The following is a 17,787-nucleotide window of genomic DNA, read 5'->3' on the forward strand; positions in this document are numbered from 1 at the left end:
CACCTCCTTAAAATTCAACCTCGAGTTTACTTTTATTCACCTGCTCGGGTGAAAAGTCTACCATTCCTGACTCTGTTTCAACTACAACTTTCACTTCATCGGCGTGTCTTATGTGTCCCATTATGAACCGACCATCTATGAGCCAAAATTTCGCCAGTCTTCCGACAAATCTTTTGTAATCTTGAACACCTCTCATGGGTCTATCAAGCCCCGGAGAAGATACCTCAAGAACGTAGCTATGCTCAATGAGATTGTTCACGTCAAGATATTGACCCAATTCGTTTGAAACCTTTTCACACTGTTTGATACCAACATATCCGTTTGGATCATCGATCACAACTCTCAAGACCCAATTACCCTTTTCACGTTTAAATGAAAGATCAAATAATTCGAGTCCGAGGTTTTTCAATATGTCAACAACAACAGGCTTCAATTTTTCAATGACCTCTTGCATACGAATCACCCCTACTGAAAAACCGGGACATTTGTCCCGGTACTTTGGCGGAGAGGGTGGGATTTGAACCCACGGGTGGGTTTTGCCCACCACACGCTCTCCAGGCGTGCGCCTTAGACCGCTCGGCCACCTCTCCTGAATCTGAACACTTGCAAAATTATTTATATCATAAATGAGAAAGATTCGCAAGTATCATTGTGATTTTTTGACTTGAAAAGTCCCTCCGACATTTGCATTCTGTATGGTGTAACTGCCCTGAATCGCATTACCTTGAAGAGTGCCTGTGAAGATTACAGAAAATTATCCAGAAAGCACATTCCATTTATGGGATTGTGATGAATGGCTTTGACAAATCATAAACAATGATGTATTATAATGTACATAAAAGGGAATGAATACACACTCTTAAAGTATACTGAGAGACATGTCAAATACTCCATTGAGTCCAACAACCTATGGATAGACTTCATGAACAGTCTATCGCTCAATGGAGTAAAGGAAATAGCAACGTAAGGGTATCTCTGAATCCAGTTAATGCTGGATAGGAATAGAAGGCACTTGACCCGCCTGGTCAGAGTAGCGATAGCTACGTACTGACTTAAAGAATCCCATCTCCTTTAGGGGATTGGGAGTAGGTCAAAACATACTGTGTTTGATAGTATGTCGACATCACAGTTGCGGTAATCTTTACAGTATTCCCAGAAATGGTACCAGTGAATTCACCATAATCAGAGTCATCAATATAGACCTCACCTTGCAATCTATTGGCAGACTGCTGGATGTTGAACTCAATAGTACCTTGTTGCCCTGTTGCAGAATTTCTGTAAGTCCCTGAGAAATTACCCGAAAGATTCACGATTGTTCCTGTTGAAGTACCACTTGGTTGAGTCTGTTGACCAGTAGTTTGCTGCGGTAGTGTATAACCCCAGTCTTTCAGAATCGTCGTTGGTAGAGAAGGTAATTCAGGAGAAAGAACTCCTTGTCTTTGAAATTCTGCTACATTGACCACAAAAAATTTTCCAAACTCCAATTTATTCAGTTCTTCCGTGTTTGTTGTGAATAGCCAGATTGTACAATGATTTACAAAACTCTATCGCATCCTGATCTTTTGTAGACGCAGCAACTCCACCAGATAATTGACTGACCATACCAGCAAAAGCCTTGACAGGATCATCCAGATGTGTAACATAAGCTGCGATTAACGGAGTATTTGAAAAATTGTCGATCCAGGTACCCGTTCTTTCTTCTTCGGGAACATTCGAAAATTCAAATTGATTTATGCCCAATACTTGTATTCTCTTTGTGATTGTATCGGTATAAACTTTATTTGAACGATCTTTGTAAGTATATTTTATTTGTAGATCACACGGAGTCTGTGATTTTAATTGCGCTATCGTGGAAGATATAATGGGATAATACAGATCGACGACGGCACCACCTGGTGTTACAACATCATAGACTGCTTCAGGAGACCAGGAAGTATAATCACCCAATTTGTATGAGATTCTCAAATCCAAAATATCACCTTGACCAGTATTCAGAAAGATCGTTTTTGCAACCCAATAAGCACCATCCATCACTTCAGGCATGCCGTACACTTTGTACAAAGAAGACATTATTCGTGGTTTGACCTTCACATTTACCTCTGCACTGACCTTTCCTGAAAGATTCCTTCTTTTCATTGAATAATAGAAAAAGCCTGTTGATGAATCGCATTTGAAATCCGAACAGTCCTTTGGGAAAGTCAATGTCATGGTCATGAAGGCAACTTCTTCAGCCGATAAAGGCTCTACCAGAACAAAAATCGCTTGTTTGTTGTCAGAATAAATCAACTCCGCACCCTTTCCAAGGTTGAATTCCCATCTTTGCCGCTTGTTCGTACACGCTCCAATCACTTTTGCATCGAGCAAAATGGAATTTTTCGCATCGTCATAGTTTATCTTCACATCAGATAGTTCAAAGACGCTACTGAACGTGGTCATGTTTCTAACCAGTACATATGGATTTGGATAAGCATTTTTCACCTGAAGGTACAACGCATTGGTTGGAAAGACCCATTTGAAGGAAAGGCTCATATTACCTTTTTCATCAATAGCACCATTGGCGTAGATCTTTATAGTGTTAAGCTTTGTTATCTGAAAACTGAAAACGGCGACAACCAAGAACAACATAAGAAGTATCAGGATTTTACTTTTCATCCAGCATCCCCCCTTGGAGCACCGTTGTGCCCTCAGTTGAATCATACCACCAAATGTGTTAAGAACTCAGAAGCAAAGGATATTCACAGTAATTTTTGATAGGACAATGATGGCAATTGGGTTTATGTTTTGTGCAAATATCCTTCGCATGTTTGACTATCAATGCGTGGTATTCTTGATATATTTGTACATTCGGTGGAATTAGATTAAAAAGTCTTTGAATATCGTCGTAATCATCTTTTTGTGAAATTGCACCCAGCCTTTGTAAAATTCGCTTGGTATAGTTATCCACGACAAAAACGGGAATGTTGAAGGCATAAAGTAAGATCGAATCTGCTGTCTCTTTTCCCACACCTTTTATGCCTAAGAGTTTTTCTCGGGTTATAGATTTAGAAAGTTTATGAAAATCAAAATCATACTCTTTGAGAAAATCAAGTAGATTTTTCAATCTCATAGCTTTCAAATTGAAAAAACCAGCGGGTTTTATCAACGCCGCAAGTTGTTCATTTGAGAGTTCATAGAGCCTCTTAGGTTCTAACAATCCATTAACCTTCAGGTTTGATATCGCTTTTTCAACATTTCTCCAAGATGTGTTTTGAGTCAAAATAGTTCCAATAACTATTTCAAACCAACTATCTGCAGGCCACCAACCCTGTGGACCATATTTTTCATATAAAATCTCATACACCTCTATTAAAAGTTGTCGTACATCCATTGATATATACCTCCTATGAAAAGATCATATCTCATAAAATGGAAATTCGTTTTTCGAACAGATTTGATAGGATATACATCGGAGGTGTAATAATGAGGACAAACAAAGATAGACTCGTCATGATTTCCGTTCAGGGTACTATCGTCAAACCAGAGCATTCCGGTAGACACAGTGTTTCTCACGATGGAAGACCTTTCATGTTACCTGGAACCGGGGGAATAACCTACAATGTGAAAGTGGGAGATTGTGCCTTTGGTTGGGAAGTGGATCACGTTGAACCAGGAGTCTCCACAATCCTTGATCAGGAAAAAAGAGAATCTGGACCAAACAGAGGTTATAACTTCTACGCATGTATTGGAAATGAGGCAAAGGTTGTTACCGGAGACGCAAAGGGTGCAAAAGGTGTTGTTACGGGTCACCATGGTGGGGCAGAACACGTTTTGATCGATTTTTCCGATGATGTACTCGAAAAACTCACTTTGGATGATAAGATATTGATCAAAAGTTTTGGTCAAGGGCTGAAGCTTTTAGATTACCCCGACGTCTATGTGTACAACATCGACCCAAATCTGCTTGAAAAACTTTCAATAGAAGAAAAAGACGGCAAACTTCACATACCAGTTGTGGCAATTGTACCTTCTTTCCTGATGGGTTCTGGTATTGGTTCAACGAGTATGGGTACAGGTGATTACGACATAATGACTGCCGACGAAAAAACTTTGAAAAAATACGGGTTAGACAAACTCAGATTCGGTGATATCGTTTACATTCAAGATCACGATAATGCCTTTGGGAGATGTTATCGAAAAGGAGCGGCAACCATAGGTGTTGTTATTCACAGCGATTGCAAATACGCAGGTCATGGACCTGGTGTGACAACGGTAATGACATGTGCAAAGCCAAAACTTAAACCCATCATCGATCCCGATGCGAATATTGCCAAGATATTAGGTATAGGACGGTTTCGAAAATGAGCGTGGCCCTATGGCCGCGCTTTTTAGAACTTATAGCCCAGCTTCAAGGAAACCGGCACGCTGAGAGATCTCACAGACACATTTCTTGCTGGGATACTCAGATCATGAAATCTCACACCAAAGCCAAAACCAACAGAAAATTGGTCGCTCAATTCCCACAAAAAATCTACTTGTCCGTGATAAACCCATCCCTGAAAATTACCGGTCCCAGAGAGACCAAAGCCAGCCAAGCTACCTGTTGGTCCAAATAAGACAAATGACACACCACCACTTACCTGAGAGGTGATGTCAAGAAGATCAAAGGTAAAACTCGGTGACAATCCCATGCAAATTAAATTGGTATTGACCGAGTCTATTTCGGTTGCAATACTCATATTCAGAAGAGAAAAGTCTACACCCATTCTCAAACCTCTCAAAAGGCCGTACTCGAATTTAATATCCATACCATAATCTGTAATTGCCCTGATTTGTTTTTTGTCGGTTGCGTAGACTTCACTGTACCAGGAAAATCCCAAAGACGAATTGAAGGAAACAAAGACTTCTGCAAAGATCATCGATGAGAGTATCAGCAAAATAGCAGAAATGGTCCTTCTCATTCACATCGCCCCCAAAGAGAATAATACCACGTCGTTTAAGAAAATGGGTTTTCAATCTATAGCGGTCATTTCTTCTAACACCGACAAAAACACTTCCACCACTTTTGGATCAAAGTGTTTTCCACTTTGATTTTTAATGTACTCTATGGCTTCTTCTTTGCTCCAAGCCTTTCTGTAAGGCCTATCACTTGTTAGTGCATCGTATACATCTACAACGGCAAATATCCTTGCAGATAATGGTATCTCTTGTCCTTTCAAACCCATAGGATATCCTGTCCCGTCCCATTTTTCATGGTGATAGTAAGGAATATCCAAAGCTGGCCTGAGATATTCTATTCTTGACAGCATTTGATACGCATAAACAGGATGCTTTTTCATTATCTCCCACTCTTGATCTGTTAACTTCCCTGGTTTTAAAAGTATCTGATCGGGTATACCCATCTTACCTATATCGTGTAGCAATGCACCTCGCTTTACATGGAGCAACTCTTCATCTTTCATACCCATCTTTTTTGCTATCTTTAATGTAAGCTCAGTTACCCTTTCACTATGACCTTCCGTTTCTCTATCTCTCAAATCAAGTGCATATGCCCAACCCTCTATTGTTGCATCATAAGCCTGTAGTAATTCGATATTCTTCCTTTGAAGATCTTCAAACAACTTGGCATTGTCTATTGCTATCGCGGTTTGTTGACCAAGTACTTGCAAAAATTCAAACCACTCTCCATTTTCCTGTATATCCGAGCGATTGAAGACTTCTAAGATTCCTAACAATCTCCCTTTTGCCATTAGAGGAACCGCGGCATAAAACACAAAACCTTCTTGAGCAAAGATCTCGCTTCTTTCACAATGACGATTTTCAAATTCCTTACAATATTCACAGATATTACCACTGATTTTCATAGAACTTTTATCCATTCCGATTTTTCCAATTAAACCTGTACCAAGTTTAATCGGTTTTGGATTTATCCTACGTGTACGAAAACCCCTTCCAGCGGCATACTCAAAATTCATAGAATACTCATTGAATAAGAATATATCTGCAGCGTGCACATTGAGTTGGTGTATCACCTGATCTAACAACACACTCATGACAACCTTCAAATCAGTACTTGCACTTATTGCTCTATCGATCTGATGTAATGCCTCAATTCTTCCAAGTTTTTTCTCAAGTTCCTCAAACAATCTCGCATTTTCAAGTGCTGCAGCAGCCATGTGCGAAATAATTTTAATCTGTTCAACTTTTTCTTTACTGAAAAACCCATATTTGTCACTGTACAAAACAAGCGCCCCAAAAACACCACTCGGACTAATCAACGGAAAGGAAAGAACTGTTTTAAGATTATATGGGGCTATCTTATCTTTCCATGCAATGAATCTCTCATCATTGAGGACATCTTCAATGATTTGATACTCACCCGTCTTAATAGACCTTCCCACGGCACCTTGCGCATATGGACTGTCATCCCATCTGACGATTAGATCTTTCACATATGGATGATTTTGAGGATAAGATCCAACTATCTTCACACTTTTGTCTGGTGCCGCATAACCAACCCACACTAATGAAACATCAAGTAGCTCGACACACATCTTCGATAGAGTATTAGCCCTTTCATGAACGTTTAATTTTTCTAAGACAAGTTTTTCGGCGATTGAATACAAACTCTCAGACAGTTTTAACTGTTGAGCGAGTTTTTCTTGCATTTGCCTTAATTCTGTTATATCAAGGCCTGCGCTCAATGAACCTGCAACATTTCCAAAATCGTCTTTGATAATGGTATTCTGCCAGGCAATTATTCTCTCAATACCATTTTTTGAACGCACTGGATTTTCGTGATAATCAAAAGCTCCATTTGGTAATTTCTTCACTTGATCAAAGTATCCACTCAAACCATTTCTAATGCCGTTTGGTACAAAATCTTTAAACCAGTTCTTGCCTATGAGTTCATTGTATTCATAACCAAGTACATCACAAGTTTTCTTGTTTGCTAAAATGATATTTCCATCCACGTCTAATCCTACGATCATCACCTGCACAAGATCAAAATAGCGTTTGAATCGTTCAAATAATTCTCTGTATTTGATTTCATTCTGCTGCTGTACTTTTCTTTGATTTTCGATTTTTCTGAAAACTACGACAAGCATGATCATCAAACAAAAAAGTAGAGAGATTCCAGCCACCAGATATTCTAACGGCATTTTGTTGTAAGCTCCAACTGTGAAGATGATCGTGCCTATATTCAAAGCGATCACGGCACCTTTTATTTTCCAATACAGAAAAGACAATACAAAATTCAGGACAAGCAATAGAATTTGAATTATCGCTGATCTTTGTACCAGAAATGTGAGTAATAATGTCACAATGTAGATAGCTGTTATGATCAATATCATCAAAATAGAAGATTTTAACTTTTTTATATTACTGAAAAAACCATTCATGGACAAAATTGCACTCCTTTTCTTTGAAACCATTTTTTGAATATTGTACCACAGAAAATATGAAGTCCAAGAACTCACAGGGTATTTTTACACGATTGATTCACATACTCACAATGTGCTTTATAATTATAACTTGTGAGGAGGTGGAACCATTGCGCAGATTTGTGGTGATGATTTTGATTGGTCTGGTGAGTCTTTCTTTTGTATTTGCCGAAGTTGTGACATTGAGAGTCATTCAAGTTTTCACAAGCCCGTTGAGAACAAAGGTTCTTGAAGAGATTATCTCAAAATTCGAGGCACAAAATCCCGACGTCAAGGTGGAACTCATCTCACCACCATACGAGACAGCCTATCAAAAAATCTACTTAATGGTCAGTGCAGAAGAGCCACTTGATATCGTCGAAGTCGGAGATTGGTCTTTGAGCGCACTGGCGAGTATGGGTAAATTGCTCTCTTTGGAACCATATCTCGCAAAATCTGATCTGATAAATCATCTTGCACCTGGAGTTCTTGAAGCCGCAAGAACTTACAAAAACACCGCCTATCTCTTGCCAAATGCCATTTATGTAAAGACACTCTTCTTCAGACCCGATATCATCTCTAAGTACAATATAACCGAGGTTCCAAAAACAATGGACAAACTCCTCGAATTTTGCAGAGCTTTGACCAAGCCAGAGCAAAATCAGTTTGGTTTTGACTTTCGTGGCAAAGGATATCCAACAGCATTCATCGACATTGTGATGACTTCCTTCTTCGACGACATAGATCCAAATTGCATGTATTTGAAAAAAGATGGAAAACTCATCTTCGAAGATAAACGTGCACTTGATGGAATTAATTTTTATCTTGAACTTTTCAAAACGGCACCAAAAGATTCTATAAACTGGGGTTTTGATGAACAGGTGAATTCTTTTGTTTCAGGTATCACTCCATACTTATTCCAAGACCCAGATACAGTTGGACTTTTAAATGAACTTTTGGGTCAAGACAAATATCGAACTGCCCCCCTCCCAATTGGAAAAGGCGGTAAAGCCTATCCTACGATTGGTTTTGCTGGGTGGGGTATCACCAGTTATTCAAAATACAAGGACATCGCATGGAAATTCTTAGAATTCTTCAATTCACCCCAGATCAATGCTTTTTGGTGCAGAGATTATGGAGCCCTGCCAGTCGATATGAGAGTCTATGATATCGATCCATATTTCAAGAGTGATACATTCAATGGTTGGAAGGCAATGTTCGACGATCCACAACACTATCAATTCACGAAATACCCATTAGACAATGAAGCTTGGAGTGAATGGAATGACCTTCACGAAACGACCATGCAACAGGTTTTACTTGGTAAAATAAAACCAGAAACAGCTCTGAAGACATGGGCCGATTTCTGGAAAAAGGCAGGTCTTGGTAAGTAGTGAATAAATTGAGATTTTGGATCTTTTTGATGCTCCTGCCAACTTTTATTTTGATCTTGTTCATAAACCTTTACCCCCTCGTACGTGGGGGGGTAATTTCATTTCAAAGATTAACTGTTTTCAATCTGAACAAACCAAGATTCATCGGTTTTGATAATTACAGGGCCGTTTTGAACGATCCTGGTTTTTGGAACATATTTTTTAACACATGTATTTGGATTTTCTTTTCTGTTTTTTTCCAACTTGTCTTTGGTTTTATCCTCGCACTGCTTTTAACAAAGCCTTTCAAAGGAAGAGGCTTTTACATGGGTATTGTCTTTTATCCATGGGCTTTATCTGGTTTTGCAATAGGTCTACTCTGGTCATGGATATTGAATGGACAGTTTGGTGTGCTCAATGATCTTTTGATGAAGCTTCATCTGATAAGTAAACCCATTAGTTTTCTTTCAGACCCGAGCTTTGCGATGTTTTCTGTAATAATGATCAACGTTTGGTACGGGATACCTTTTTTTGCAATAATGCTCCTTGCAGCTTTGCAGTCGATACCAAAAGAACTCTATGAAGCAGCGGAAATAGATGGCGCGGGTGTGTGGAGTAAATTGATAAAGGTGACGATACCCTATATTAAACCAACTATACTCAGCACGGTCCTTTTGAGAATTATCTGGGTCATGAATTTTCCAGACATAATCTATGGGACCACAAGGGGAGGACCAGCCGGAGCGACGAATATTCTCTCTGTTCAGATGATAAATATAGTTTACTACCAAAATAATTTTGGAAAGGCTTCTGCTCTGGGAATGGTAATAACTATGATATTACTTCTGTTCACCGTTCTCTATTTACAGATCTTCGAAAAAGGTGATTTTGAGATATGAAAAAACATCGAATCATGTCAATCACAAAGACTGTTGGTTTGATCATATATTTCATCTTTGCTGTTTTTCCATTGATCTGGATTGTGTTGACTTCACTCAAGCCAGCAACTGAAGTTTACACATTTCCTGTAAAGTATCTCCCAAGTCGAATCACTTTTGAGGCATACAGATATCTTTTTAGTTTTGCGAGATTTCACATCTATTTCAAGAACAGCATCTTAGCCGCCACGTGTTCTGCTTTGTTATCAACCATATTTTCTCTAATGAGCGGCTACGTTCTTTCAAGATTCAGATTTAAAACCAGACACCTTCTTTTACTGACCTTGTTTTTTGTTCAAATGATACCAGCTTATCTTTTGATGATCCCACAATTCACGATGTTCTCCAAGTTGAAATTGACCAATTCCTTGTTGAGTATCGTCATCATATACACCGGGCTTGGTGTGGCATTCGGTACAATTATGACTCGAGCATTTCTGAAATCTCTGCCAAAAGAAATAGAAGAAGCCGCATGGATAGATGGTTGTACAAGGTTAAGAGCACTTTTTAAGGTTGTTCTCCCAGTCTTTTTACCAAATGTGGGTGCGATATTCAGCTTCTGTTTTGTCAACAGTTGGAATGAAGTTTTCACGGCGGTTTTGTTTTTGCACAGCGATCACAAGATGACTGTACCAGTGGCACTATATTCATTCGTTTCAAAAGCGGGGATTCAATGGAACGTGATGGCTGCCGGAATTGTCGTTGCCCTTTTACCTACGGTATTTGTCTTTGCCATAGCACAAAAATACATTGTTCAAGGTTTGACGCAAGGGGCTTTGAAGGGATGATAAAATTTTCATTTTGGACGATAATATAACACGAGGTGAATTTCATGAGAATCGAAGGTATAGGATATGTTTACAATCCATATACTTATTCAAAAACGGAAAATACTTCTACTGCACAAACACCACAAATACTCAACAAAGATCAGATGATGCAAATTCTCAACTTCATGATCTACCAACAAAATGGCCTTGCCATGAAAATGGTTAGAATTACCACAGAAAATTATGTCAAGGCACAGATGAATCAATTGGCTTAGGTGATATAAATGATAAAGATTATAAAGAATGTGGAAATTTTTTCACCACAACCACTCAGCAGGAAAGACATTCTCATTGCCAACGATAAGATATTGGCAATAGAAGAAAACATCGTTTTAAACAGTCGTCATGTTCAAATAATCGATGGTTCAAGTAAAATCGCCGTACCGGGTTTTATAGATTCTCATGTCCACATAATCGGTGGCGGGGGAGAAGGTGGATTTAAAACACGAACACCGGAACTCATCTTTTCAGACCTTGTCAAAGGTGGTATAACCACAGTCGTTGGTTGCCTTGGTACAGACGGTGTGACAAGAAATCTCAATTCTTTATATGCAAAGGCAAAGGCACTCGATGAGGAAGGTGTGACTTGTTATATTTATTCTGGTTCGTATAGGGTTCCGATCATCACATTCACAGGTAGCTTATTGCAAGATTTGATACTGATAGACAAAGTAATTGGGGCTGGAGAGATAGCAATTTCCGATCATCGATCTTCCCAACCAACTTTGGAGGAACTCAAAAGGATCGCAGCCGATGCAAGAGTGGGAGGAATACTCTCCGGCAAGGCAGGGATTGTGAATCTTCATCTTGGCGATGGAGATGATAAATTAAACATGATCTATGAAATTGTTAACAAAACAGAGATCCCCATCACTCAATTCTTGCCGACACATATAAACAGAAACAAAGAACTCTTGAATGAGGGATTGAACTATGCAAGAATGGGTGGTTTTATTGATTTTACAACCAGTACTGGAAGTCTTTTGGAGGAAGATCTCCAAGCCTGGAAATCGTTGAAATTGTATGTTGAAAATGGCTTTGAAAACCACATTACGTTCAGTTCCGATGGTCAGGGAAGTCTGCCAAGATTCAATGAGAAAAAGGAATTCATAGGGCTTGATGTGGGTAAAGTGACTTCTGTTTATGAACAATTCAAAATCGCTGTAGAAAATGGAATAACACTTGAAAAAGCGCTGAAGGCAGTCACTCAAAATCCCGCAAGAATCCTCAAACTCACCAATAAAGGAATCATCGCCAAAGGAAAGGATGCAGATATAATTTTACTGGATAAAGACCTGAAAATCACCGACGTCATCGCACAAGGTAGAATATTAATGTCAAATTATGAGATAATTGTAAAGGGAACTTTTGAGTAATTCAAGGGGGTATGTATTTTCTATTATAAGTGCCCAAATTGTGGGCAGATTTATTATTCTGCCGCTGAGTTATCTGAAGACAAATTACTCTGCGAAAAATGTGGCACAAAAGTTGTGGCTGTATCCATTGAAGAAATTGTGAAAAATCACCAAAATAAAGAAAGACAAGGAGGCCAATAGATGCTGTATTTCTTTGCAATCCTTGGTGTGATATTTTTGATCTATCTCTTTTTTAAAGTTTTTCCACTCTTTGCAGGTATTGGTGGGTTAATCCTTGCTGGAACAATACTTGCTTTGCTTTTCATTGGTCTTGTAATCGTTGCTATACCTATACTCATTGTCATCTTGATAATCCTGGGTATCGTCTGGATAGTCAAAAAGGCTACCAAAGGTAGTTGAGCTACTCAGACCAAGTCACATGCAACTTTTACCAACTCATATTTTCTCGAACCAAGCCCTATCTCTTCAGCATAACTGAGCTGAGTTTCCCATGTAACCTTTGGATGAACTTCAAGGAATGGATCTTTACCTTGAGTTTCTCTCACAAGATCTATGCATGCCTGATCAAGTGCAACTGGATCTGTACTCGCCAGTATACCGATATTTGGAGCTACTGGTGGTCTATTAGTATGCCAACAATCGCAATCTGGTGAGATATCTGTCAAGAAAGATATGAAAACTGCCTTCTTATTCTTTAAAACTGCCAAGGTGTATTCCACCATCTTTTTGCTCAGCAACTCCGAAGAATCTCCCCATTTTGGTGACATCGCACCGTAGTTACACATTGCGATACACTGACCACAACCTATACACTTTGCATAGTCGATCACCGCAAATTTTGTTACAGTTATCGCATTGGCAGGACAATTTCTTTCGCACATTCTACAAGCAATGCAATTCTCCACCACAACATATGGTTTTGACTCTGAATGTTGCTCAAGCTTTCCTGCCCTTGAAGCACTACCCATCCCAATATTTTTCAAAGTACCACCAAAACCAGTCTGTTCATGTCCTTTGAAGTGAGTCATAGCAACTAAAACATCTGCTAATGCTATTGCTGAACCGATCTTTGCCTCTTTGACATAGGTCTTGTTTATTTTTATTTTCACTTCATCTGAACCCCTCAGACCGTCTGCGATAACGACAGGAGCACCTGTGACTTCATAGCCAAATCCATTTAGATATGCGTTTAAAAGATGATCCACGGCATTTGATCTATGACCCCTGTAAAGTGTATTTGAATCCGTTAGAAAAGGTTTACCACCATATTTTTTTACCTGATCAACGACCACTTTGACATACTGTGGTCTTATGAAGGCAAGATTTCCATATTCACCAAAGTGAATTTTGATTGCAACAAAATTGTCCTTGCCAATGATTTTGCCAAGCTCAACTTTGTCTAAGAGAATCTCCAATTTTTTGAGAAGATTCATGGCTCCATTCGTAGATAGATCGGTAAAATAAACAACAGACATCAGTATACCCTCCCGCGCAATTTGTTCAGATAGGTATAGACAATTTTTATTATAACACAGCTGTTCGTATGACGCACTATCTTAAAACGGCATACAGAGTTTATATCTCAATAAAGCCAGTATTTTTTGGATATTTTCAAAAATTCTTCCGACTCTTCTTGCCAGATTGATTCAAAGTCCTTTGATGTGGCACCTTCTTCGATTGCCTTTCTGTAATAGTCACTACCAATCAACAGATCAAAATAGTACCTTGGACTTTGATCATGAAAATAATCATTCCACTGAAAACTTTCAGAATGAATCTTTCTCAATGTAGCAATTACATCTATCGCGAGATCTAAAGGTTTGATCTTTTTTTTGTCTGTCACAAAGAATTCAAGACCATTACACACCTGATTTTGCAATTTGAAGGCAGCGGGTACGAAGATCCTTTCTCTGAAAGTGACACCTTGATGATTGAATTTCTTGAGTTCTTCATACAACTTTTTCGAATCAATCCATGGCGCACCGATATACCTAAATGGATGAACCGTTCCTCTTCCAACGGATACATTCACACCCTCAAATAAACACATACCAATGTACAAGATTGTGTGCTCCAATGAAGGAAGATTCGGTGATGGTGTGTTCCACAACAATTCAGTTTCGTCATAGAAAAAGGATCTTTTGTAGTTTCTCATAGGTATGACAGTCAAGTTAACTCCCATGTTGTATTCGTTGTTCAAATAAAGTGCGAGTTCACCTATGGTCAGTCCATATCTAAGCGCTAAACCGTATCCACCGACAAAACTTTCAAAATCTTTCTTTATCGTTGGTCCCTCAACGATCTCAGCGCAGAGTGGATTTGGTCTATCGAGCACCACAAATTTGATGCCGTACTTTGCACACTCTTCCATACAATAAGCCATTGTGTAAATATATGTGTAGAATCTCAGACCAACATCTTGAATATCATAGATCATCACATCGATTCCTTCGAGCATTTCTTTGGTTGGTCTTAGATTGTCACCATAAAGTGAATAAACAGGTATTTTGTACCTTGGGTCAATAAAATCTGTGACTTTCGCACCATCTGGCGCTGCTCCAAAGACGCCATGTTCTGGCCCAAAAAGCTTTGTGACCTTCAAACCTTTCTCGAGAAAAAGGTCTATATTCATCCTCAACTCGCGATTAATACCAGTTGAGTTCGTGACAAGACCTATGTTTGCATCCTTGAACTTTGAAATGCTTCTATCAAGAAATACATCCAATCCCGTCTCCATATTTCTCACCTCATTTTATTGCACCCTGAGTCATTCCTGCTATGAAATACTGTGAGAAAATCAAGAACAAAATGACAGTCGGCGCAATCGAGAGCGTCAATCCGGAAAACAACAATTGCCACTGTGTTGAATACTCGCCGAAAAAGATCGAAACAGCAAGTGTTATAGTGGCTTTTGATTTATCATTTATGAGTATAAGCGGAAAGAAAAAGTCATTCCATACATTGACAAAGGTAACTATTGCAACTATTGATAAAGCCGGTTTTATCAAAGGAAGAATAACCCTGCGATAGATAGTTGCAACAGATGCACCATCAATTTTTGCTGCTTCACACAATTCATTTGGGACCGAATCTATGAAGTTTTTCAATATAAACGCAGAAAAAGGAATATTAACTGAACTGTACACGATGATAAGACCAATCAAAGAATTTGTGAGATTTAAGGTTCTCAAAAGTAAAAATATCGGGATCACCGCTAACCTTGCAGGTAATGCCAATCCAAGCATTGAGTAGAGGAATAAGTACCTTCTACCCTTGAATTCATATTTGGAGATCATGTAGGCAAACATAGAAGCCAGAACGACAACTGTCACAACTGAAGCGGCTGCTATCATAGCGCTGTTGATATATCCTCTTGCAATAGATGCCTTTTGCCATGCTTGTACGTAGTTTTGATACATGAACTTCGATGGTAGCGAAAAAGGTTTCAAAAAAAGCTCACGCATTGATTTAAAGGAATTCATTATCATCATGAAAAATGGTCCAGCTATTATGAACGCATAGATAGATAGTACGAAATATGCAAGTAGTTTGTAGTATTTTGAAAACCTCATCATCTTCGATCCCTTCTTTCAACTAAGTAAACGTATAGGATCGACATAGGCATTACGATCATGAATATAAAGACCGTCACTGCGGCACCAAGTCCCATGTCGGTATATGCACTACCAAGACCACCGAAGGCTGTTCTGTAAAAAACCGTGCCGAGTACATCGGTTGACCTGAATGGTCCTGCCTGAACGCCTTCGAGCGCATAGATCATGTCAAAGACATTGAAGCTTCCTATAAAAAGAAGGATCAAAAGGGTCCTGAAAGTCGGTATGGTAAGCGGAAAGATTATTTTCCAGCTTATCTTCCAATTATTAGCACCATCTATATAAGCCGCTTCAATCAGATCAGGTGATATATTGAGAATAGAAGCGAGTATCACAAGAACATAGAAACCTAAATTTCTCCATACGTTGACCATGATTATAGTTGTCAATGCGAGATTTGGATCACCAAGCCACGGTCTTGCAAGGCTACCTAAACCGATTGCCTTTAAGAATTGGTTTACAAGTCCTATCTGTGGATGCAAAAACAAACTCCACATGAAGCCAACCATCACAAGGGGAATCATATTTGGCAGATAAACAACTGTTCTGAAGATCTTTGCCCCTTTGATCTTACTTGCTAAAAGTAAAGCTATCAGAAAACCAAGTCCAAGCTCAAAAGCAGAAACCAAAATAAAAAAATAGACATTGTGTGACAAGGCGTTGAAAACCTCTTTTGAAAAACCACCACTGAACATGTCCTTGTAATTTCTCAATCCAACGAATATTTTTTCACCAACACCACGCCAACTGTAAAAACTCAATCTCAAGCTGTCAAAGAGTGGATAAATCACAAAAAGTGTGTACAAGAACATGGCAGGTAATACAAACATCAGTACATATCTTGGCTTGATCTTCATCCTTGACACCCCTTGAAAATGCCCCAGCAAGAGCTGGGGCATAGAATCACTTTTTCATCAGTGGTGGATACCATTGCGAGATTGCATCTTGGGCCCTCTTTGAAAGTTCTTCTGGTGTGATTTTACCGGCATAGAGTTCTTGCATTCCAGGACTGAGTACGTCATTGTACAAATCGGGTTTCTTTGTTATGAAAACAGATCCAACCCAATATACATATGGCGAAGCATGATTGACATATACATCCATTATTTCTTCAAACAATGGGTCTTTTGGCAACGTAGCACCAGATACACCAGGTATATTCTTCGTAACATTTGCAAAGATAGTACCAAACTTCGGTGTTGCACAGAATTTGAGAACTTCTATGGCATCCTTTTTGTTCTTAACATTCGAAGTGAGTGTTATAGCACCATCCATATAAACATAGGCGTATGGTTTCTGATCTTTGGAAAGTGGTGGCACCATGAAATATCCAACTTGAATATCGGGATTCAGTTGTTTCCAGTTTTGGTATCCCCAGATTCCATAGAACACCATCGCCGCTTGGCCAAAAGCAAATGCGGCATCTTGATCTGTCGTAGAGTTAGCAAGAAAACCATCCTGATAGTACACCTTCAACTCATTCAACCTTCTGTTTAAGTCTGTGAACTTTGGATCCAAGAAATTCGTTTCTCCATCTGTGAGTTTCTTTATCCATTCAGGTCCCAAAACACTCACACCACACATAGCGTGTTGCATTGCCAATGTCCATGCTTCTTTACCAGGAATGAAGAATGGAGTTATACCGTTCTTTTTCAAGACTTTAGCATTTTCAACAAGTTCATCCCAAGTTTCTGGTTCTTTGAGTTTGAATTTTTCGTAGTATTCCTTGTTGTAGAAAATTCCTACGACCTGTACTGCAAATGGAACACCGTATTTTTTTCCATTGTAAGTCACAAATTTCAGCACCTCGGATGGAAAATTAGAAAAATCAACGTATTCATCCAATGGAAGGTACAGTCCATTGTCAATCAATGGATATGTACCACCTGGGGTAATCCTTCGCGAATAAACTATATCAGGACCAGTGTTCGTTTGGAGTGAGAGATTCACCTTAGCATCATATTCAGTTGGAGCAAATGCCACGTAGTTGATCTTGATATCGTATCCAGCCTTCTTGAGTTCTGCCTCGACTTGTTTCCAGACATCGGCATCTTGAGCACGCCAACTCCAAATGGTGACTTCCCCTGCTAAAGCTAAGAATGCGAATAACACCAATACAACCAACAAGGCTTTGATTTTCATAAAGCTTCCCTCCCCTTAGAAAGAGTCTGATTGATTATACAATATGAATTGATTCAAAATCAACCAATTAAAAAACGCGATTGATGAAGCAATTCAAATGGCTATACAACTAAT

General features: G+C 39.1%; 18 protein-coding genes and 1 tRNA gene. 7 read left to right on the forward strand and 12 right to left on the reverse strand.

The annotated features are described in order from the left end of the window. Window positions 1–7 precede the first annotated feature (7 nt). From rimP to TSP02S_RS08550, 5 genes are all read right to left on the reverse strand, one after another. Entirely contained in the window at window positions 8–454 is a 447-nt protein-coding gene (gene rimP, locus TSP02S_RS08530; RefSeq protein WP_041083436.1) for a ribosome maturation factor RimP, read from the reverse strand. A 45-nt stretch (window positions 455–499) separates the two neighbouring features. Continuing rightward, window positions 500–590, reverse strand: a tRNA-Ser gene (locus TSP02S_RS08535). A gap of 462 nt (window positions 591–1,052) precedes the next feature. Further along, window positions 1,053–1,463, reverse strand: coding sequence for a HupA family protein (locus TSP02S_RS08540; protein ID WP_144380758.1), 411 nt, complete (start codon window positions 1,461–1,463; stop codon window positions 1,053–1,055). A 22-nt stretch (window positions 1,464–1,485) separates the two neighbouring features. After that, window positions 1,486–2,652, reverse strand: a complete 1,167-nt coding sequence (locus TSP02S_RS10785) for a hypothetical protein (RefSeq protein ID WP_052465402.1) — start codon at window positions 2,650–2,652, stop codon at window positions 1,486–1,488. A 58-nt stretch (window positions 2,653–2,710) separates the two neighbouring features. Continuing rightward, entirely contained in the window at window positions 2,711–3,367 is a 657-nt protein-coding gene (locus TSP02S_RS08550) for an endonuclease III domain-containing protein (RefSeq protein ID WP_041083440.1), read from the reverse strand. A 92-nt stretch (window positions 3,368–3,459) separates the two neighbouring features. Between TSP02S_RS08550 and TSP02S_RS08555 the strand changes: the two genes are divergently transcribed. Further along, on the forward strand, window positions 3,460–4,341 hold the full coding sequence (locus tag TSP02S_RS08555) for a DUF4438 domain-containing protein (protein WP_082025987.1): 882 nt from the start codon (window positions 3,460–3,462) through the stop codon (window positions 4,339–4,341). Between the two features lie 23 nt (window positions 4,342–4,364). On the opposite strand, the gene TSP02S_RS08560 is transcribed toward TSP02S_RS08555, so the two are convergent. Continuing rightward, complete coding sequence (locus TSP02S_RS08560) at window positions 4,365–4,937, reverse strand: hypothetical protein (RefSeq protein ID WP_041083441.1); 573 nt, start codon at window positions 4,935–4,937, stop codon at window positions 4,365–4,367. A 51-nt stretch (window positions 4,938–4,988) separates the two neighbouring features. Then, window positions 4,989–7,412, reverse strand: coding sequence for an HD domain-containing phosphohydrolase (locus TSP02S_RS10790; RefSeq protein WP_082025989.1), 2,424 nt, complete (start codon window positions 7,410–7,412; stop codon window positions 4,989–4,991). Window positions 7,413–7,531: 119 nt separating this feature from the next. Here TSP02S_RS10790 and TSP02S_RS08570 point away from each other — a divergent pair, with 119 nt between their 5' ends. From TSP02S_RS08570 to TSP02S_RS08595, 6 genes are all read left to right on the forward strand, one after another. Next, complete coding sequence (locus TSP02S_RS08570) at window positions 7,532–8,794, forward strand: ABC transporter substrate-binding protein (RefSeq protein ID WP_041083443.1); 1,263 nt, start codon at window positions 7,532–7,534, stop codon at window positions 8,792–8,794. Continuing rightward, window positions 8,794–9,672: a carbohydrate ABC transporter permease gene (locus TSP02S_RS08575; protein ID WP_232503691.1), complete on the forward strand. Its 879-nt coding sequence runs from the start codon at window positions 8,794–8,796 to the stop codon at window positions 9,670–9,672. Before TSP02S_RS08570 ends, TSP02S_RS08575 begins: the two co-directional genes overlap by 1 nt. Next, complete coding sequence (locus TSP02S_RS08580; RefSeq protein WP_041083445.1) at window positions 9,669–10,499, forward strand: carbohydrate ABC transporter permease; 831 nt, start codon at window positions 9,669–9,671, stop codon at window positions 10,497–10,499. The genes TSP02S_RS08575 and TSP02S_RS08580 overlap by 4 nt, the downstream gene beginning before the upstream one ends. Window positions 10,500–10,543: 44 nt before the next feature. Further along, the gene (locus TSP02S_RS08585; RefSeq protein WP_041083447.1) at window positions 10,544–10,756 is read left to right on the forward strand and encodes a hypothetical protein; all 213 of its coding nucleotides are present in this window, start codon (window positions 10,544–10,546) and stop codon (window positions 10,754–10,756) included. 9 nt (window positions 10,757–10,765) lie between these two features. Next, window positions 10,766–11,917 carry a beta-aspartyl-peptidase gene (gene iadA / locus TSP02S_RS08590; RefSeq protein ID WP_041083449.1) on the forward strand — a complete coding sequence of 384 codons (1,152 nt, stop codon included), beginning with the start codon at window positions 10,766–10,768 and terminating at the stop codon, window positions 11,915–11,917. Window positions 11,918–12,097: 180 nt separating this feature from the next. Further along, a complete protein-coding gene (locus tag TSP02S_RS08595) occupies window positions 12,098–12,316 on the forward strand; it encodes a hypothetical protein (protein ID WP_041083450.1) in 219 nt (72 codons plus the stop codon). 5 nt (window positions 12,317–12,321) lie between these two features. On the opposite strand, the gene TSP02S_RS08600 is transcribed toward TSP02S_RS08595, so the two are convergent. From TSP02S_RS08600 to TSP02S_RS08620, 5 genes are all read right to left on the reverse strand, one after another. Beyond that, a complete protein-coding gene (locus tag TSP02S_RS08600) occupies window positions 12,322–13,392 on the reverse strand; it encodes a DUF362 domain-containing protein (protein WP_041083453.1) in 1,071 nt (356 codons plus the stop codon). Between the two features lie 107 nt (window positions 13,393–13,499). Further along, window positions 13,500–14,654, reverse strand: a complete 1,155-nt coding sequence (locus tag TSP02S_RS08605; protein WP_041083455.1) for an exo-beta-N-acetylmuramidase NamZ family protein — start codon at window positions 14,652–14,654, stop codon at window positions 13,500–13,502. A gap of 10 nt (window positions 14,655–14,664) precedes the next feature. Next, complete coding sequence (locus tag TSP02S_RS08610; protein WP_041083456.1) at window positions 14,665–15,492, reverse strand: carbohydrate ABC transporter permease; 828 nt, start codon at window positions 15,490–15,492, stop codon at window positions 14,665–14,667. Next, a complete protein-coding gene (locus tag TSP02S_RS08615) occupies window positions 15,489–16,388 on the reverse strand; it encodes a carbohydrate ABC transporter permease (protein WP_041083458.1) in 900 nt (299 codons plus the stop codon). The genes TSP02S_RS08610 and TSP02S_RS08615 overlap by 4 nt, the downstream gene beginning before the upstream one ends. 46 nt (window positions 16,389–16,434) lie before the next feature. Continuing rightward, the gene (locus TSP02S_RS08620) at window positions 16,435–17,673 is read right to left on the reverse strand and encodes an ABC transporter substrate-binding protein (RefSeq protein WP_041083460.1); all 1,239 of its coding nucleotides are present in this window, start codon (window positions 17,671–17,673) and stop codon (window positions 16,435–16,437) included. Window positions 17,674–17,787: the final 114 nt, after the last annotated feature.

Source organism: Thermotoga profunda AZM34c06, from assembly GCF_000828675.1.
In the GTDB taxonomy this organism is placed as follows: Bacteria; Thermotogota; Thermotogae; order Thermotogales; family DSM-5069; genus Pseudothermotoga_B; species Pseudothermotoga_B profunda.

What these genes read in the sequence shown, in the direction of transcription:
- TSP02S_RS08580 (WP_041083445.1), top strand. Translation starts at nt 9,669, where the DNA reads ATGAAAAAACATCGAATCATGTCAATCACAAAGACTGTTGGTTTGATC.
- TSP02S_RS08620 (WP_041083460.1), bottom strand. Translation starts at nt 17,673, where the DNA reads ATGAAAATCAAAGCCTTGTTGGTTGTATTGGTGTTATTCGCATTCTTA.
- TSP02S_RS10790 (WP_082025989.1), bottom strand. Translation starts at nt 7,412, where the DNA reads ATGGTTTCAAAGAAAAGGAGTGCAATTTTGTCCATGAATGGTTTTTTC.
- TSP02S_RS08610 (WP_041083456.1), bottom strand. Translation starts at nt 15,492, where the DNA reads ATGATGAGGTTTTCAAAATACTACAAACTACTTGCATATTTCGTACTA.
- TSP02S_RS08555 (WP_082025987.1), top strand. Translation starts at nt 3,460, where the DNA reads ATGAGGACAAACAAAGATAGACTCGTCATGATTTCCGTTCAGGGTACT.
- rimP (WP_041083436.1), bottom strand. Translation starts at nt 454, where the DNA reads ATGCAAGAGGTCATTGAAAAATTGAAGCCTGTTGTTGTTGACATATTG.
- TSP02S_RS08550 (WP_041083440.1), bottom strand. Translation starts at nt 3,367, where the DNA reads ATGGATGTACGACAACTTTTAATAGAGGTGTATGAGATTTTATATGAA.
- TSP02S_RS08595 (WP_041083450.1), top strand. Translation starts at nt 12,098, where the DNA reads ATGCTGTATTTCTTTGCAATCCTTGGTGTGATATTTTTGATCTATCTC.
- TSP02S_RS08605 (WP_041083455.1), bottom strand. Translation starts at nt 14,654, where the DNA reads ATGGAGACGGGATTGGATGTATTTCTTGATAGAAGCATTTCAAAGTTC.
- TSP02S_RS08560 (WP_041083441.1), bottom strand. Translation starts at nt 4,937, where the DNA reads ATGAGAAGGACCATTTCTGCTATTTTGCTGATACTCTCATCGATGATC.
- TSP02S_RS08600 (WP_041083453.1), bottom strand. Translation starts at nt 13,392, where the DNA reads ATGTCTGTTGTTTATTTTACCGATCTATCTACGAATGGAGCCATGAAT.
- iadA (WP_041083449.1), top strand. Translation starts at nt 10,766, where the DNA reads ATGATAAAGATTATAAAGAATGTGGAAATTTTTTCACCACAACCACTC.
- TSP02S_RS10785 (WP_052465402.1), bottom strand. Translation starts at nt 2,652, where the DNA reads ATGAAAAGTAAAATCCTGATACTTCTTATGTTGTTCTTGGTTGTCGCC.
- TSP02S_RS08585 (WP_041083447.1), top strand. Translation starts at nt 10,544, where the DNA reads ATGAGAATCGAAGGTATAGGATATGTTTACAATCCATATACTTATTCA.
- TSP02S_RS08615 (WP_041083458.1), bottom strand. Translation starts at nt 16,388, where the DNA reads ATGAAGATCAAGCCAAGATATGTACTGATGTTTGTATTACCTGCCATG.